Raw genomic sequence first — 2,501 nt, 5'->3', positions numbered from 1 at the left:
ACTTCAGACCGCGTCACACCAGCCTTCTACCAGCACGGAAGGTGACACGGGGCAGAAACCCGAAAATCTAGATCTCAACCCGGAACAGGCCCTAAGCCACCCGGCGACGTTCGCGGGTTAGGGTCGCGGGCAATCCGTGCCGGAATGGAGTGTGCGGGCCAGGCCCGGCGCCCAGGCGCTCTGGGGCAGCCGGGCCGATTCTCGCCCGGCGGGCGCGAGCCGGTGCTCCTGGCGGTGCGGTCCGTGGCGGTTTCGGGGACCCGGCGGAACCGGGCCGGGGCTGCCTGAAGGAGTTCCCAGGGAAGTAGTTGGCGCGGCGTGCCCCCCTTGACCAGCTCGCTGACGTGCCGGTTCGTCCATCAGGGCGGGAAGGGCGAAGCGCCCTGGAAAGCGCCTCGCGATGCGCCTTGCCGGACGCTCTGGCAAGCGCCCTGCGGCGCGCCCTGCCGTACGCCCCGGCCGCCGACCCCGTGCTGGGAGTGGGAGGACCCGCAGACCTGGCATCGGATCTTCGAGGTCGCCGTGATCCAGCGGCTCGACTACTACCTTCACGTCGAGAGCCGGTCCGTTCCCGGCTTTGACGCAGCAGCCTTCCTGCAGACCAGTACGGAGAGCTAGGCCGAGACGGACCAAGCAGCTGCCAGTACTTCCGCGACGTGGCTGAGCCTGAGCCGGACGCCCTCGGCCCGCACCCCCAGGACGGGAGTGCGGGCCGAGGGCCGTACCTAGGGGCGGGGCGCCCCGCCATCGTGTCAGAAGCCGGTGGTGTCCGTGGTGGCCAGCCGGGCCTGCCTGCGCTTGCGGACCCACTTGATCGAGCCGAGGACCGCGGTGATCGTGATGGACAGGATGGTGAACACCGGCGCGAACTGCCGCGCCAGCCAGATCATCTGGTCCAGCCGAAACCTCAGCAGGAGCCCCGAGGCCGTGGTGATCAGAACGAGCACGGTGACGCCCACGCCCACGTGGTGGTCCTGGACCCAGACGTCAGCGGCCTTTAGCCGACGGCGCACGAGGGCCAGCGTCCTCTTCAGCACCTTGGCCGCGCGCTGCACCCGCGAGCGGGCGGTCAGGAAGTTCAGCGAGTTCACGCGGCAACCCCCTTGGCCTGCTGACGGGAGCCGGCGCGCGCGTGGAGCTCCTTCGGAATCCAGATACGGCCCTCGCTCGCGGCCTCGTACAGCGCTGTCCGGAAACGCGTCTTCCGAGTCCGTACGGCCCCGTGGGTGAGGTTCAGCTGGTCGGCGATCTCGGTGTCCACGAAACCCGTGATCGTCAGCCGTACGACGGCCTGCGTCTCCGGTGCCTGCTCATCCAAGATCTCCTCGAAGTTCGTGCCGAACACCTCTGCGTCCACCTCGTAGCTGGTGGACCCGAGCAGCCCACCGATCCCGGCCTCGTTCGCCGCGCCCTCCGTGAAGTCGTACACGGCGTGCAGCCGCGCCCACTTCACCCGGTCCTGCGCCCACTTCACATAGGCCCGGCGGAACATCCAGACGCACAGGGTGATGAAGTACGACGTCAGGCAGCTGGCGCCACGCGGTCCGTTGTGGTCCGCCCTCCAGCCGCACCCCTTCTTCAGGTCGCGGTGGAGCTTCCGCATCGCAGCCGTCAGCACGTCGACCATGATCGTGTCCCTCGCGTCACTGCTGCTCTTCAGCAGGCGCATGTCGTCGGGGTGCACGAAAAACTTGCGGCCCTGGTGCGCGCAATGCTGCTGGGCGAGCCGGGCGAGCGAGCCCTTGCGGATCATCCCGAGCACGATCGGCTGGACCTCCTGGTACAGCTCGATCTCGAACACCTCGTAGACCCGCCCCTCGAACCCGTAGTAGGCCAGCTCCTCGATCCGCGCGGCGTCCCGCCCGATCCGCGCCGCGCGGTCCCCGGACAGCTCCGCGGCCACGATCTCGGTGATCTCAGTTTCTGTGTTCATGGCATACGCCCCCTCGTCCTGATCTGCTCTTACCCCTGGCGATCTCATCTCGCGCGACGTGGTCTTGAGCAGACGCCTTGTTGTACGGGTTGCTGTGCAGGGGGAACTTGCGAATGTCACACGACAACCGAACTTTTTTGAGAAGCGCGAAATTCAATCTGCGAGCAGCGCATTGACCAGGGAAGATGTGCCGACATCTCGGTCCCGCGCCATGCAAGTTAGGACCTCAAGGGCGTCGCTGACGCCTCGACAGGAGGTCGACGGGCCCGAGTTGTAGAGGGACGTGCGGACGTGGGACGTCCCACGCTGGCCGCCGGAGCCGCGATGGTTCATTGGCTCGCGATGCCCGGCAGGGCACTGCGTTGTCGCATCACCGGAGTGCGTCCGGTACGAGGGTGGCTTTGCTCACGACTTCCGACAGCACTTGTTCACCATCTCGGGAGGCGGCCCGATCGGCCCGGAGTCAATGTTCACGAGAACGGGTTCTGGCACACATTCCGTGAGCGATCTCAAGTCCGGCCTCACCGGACCCCGGTGAGGCGTGGTCCGCGCAGCTCACATGACGCGC

General features: G+C 67.3%; 2 protein-coding genes. Both read right to left on the bottom strand.

All coding sequences use genetic code 11. The annotated features are described in order from the left end of the window. Nucleotides 1–752 precede the first annotated feature (752 nt). Nucleotides 753–1,091 (bottom strand): hypothetical protein, encoded by a 339-nt coding sequence (locus ACFU6I_RS48415; protein WP_384380922.1) that lies wholly within the window; start codon nt 1,089–1,091, stop codon nt 753–755. Then, nucleotides 1,088–1,933 (bottom strand): hypothetical protein, encoded by an 846-nt coding sequence (locus tag ACFU6I_RS48410; protein WP_384380919.1) that lies wholly within the window; start codon nt 1,931–1,933, stop codon nt 1,088–1,090. The genes ACFU6I_RS48415 and ACFU6I_RS48410 overlap by 4 nt, the downstream gene beginning before the upstream one ends. Between the last annotated feature and the right edge of the window lie 568 nt (nt 1,934–2,501).

It is taken from the genome of Streptomyces sp. NPDC057486, from assembly GCF_042802415.1.
Classification (GTDB): Bacteria; Actinomycetota; Actinomycetes; order Streptomycetales; family Streptomycetaceae; genus Streptomyces; species Streptomyces yanii.
Note: the sequence above shows the minus strand (reverse complement) of the source record. Positions and strands in the feature narration are given on the sequence as shown.

Bases quoted from the DNA above. Each gene is read 5' to 3' on its own strand.
- ACFU6I_RS48410 (WP_384380919.1), bottom strand. From the start codon at position 1,933: ATGAACACAGAAACTGAGATCACCGAGATCGTGGCCGCGGAGCTGTCC.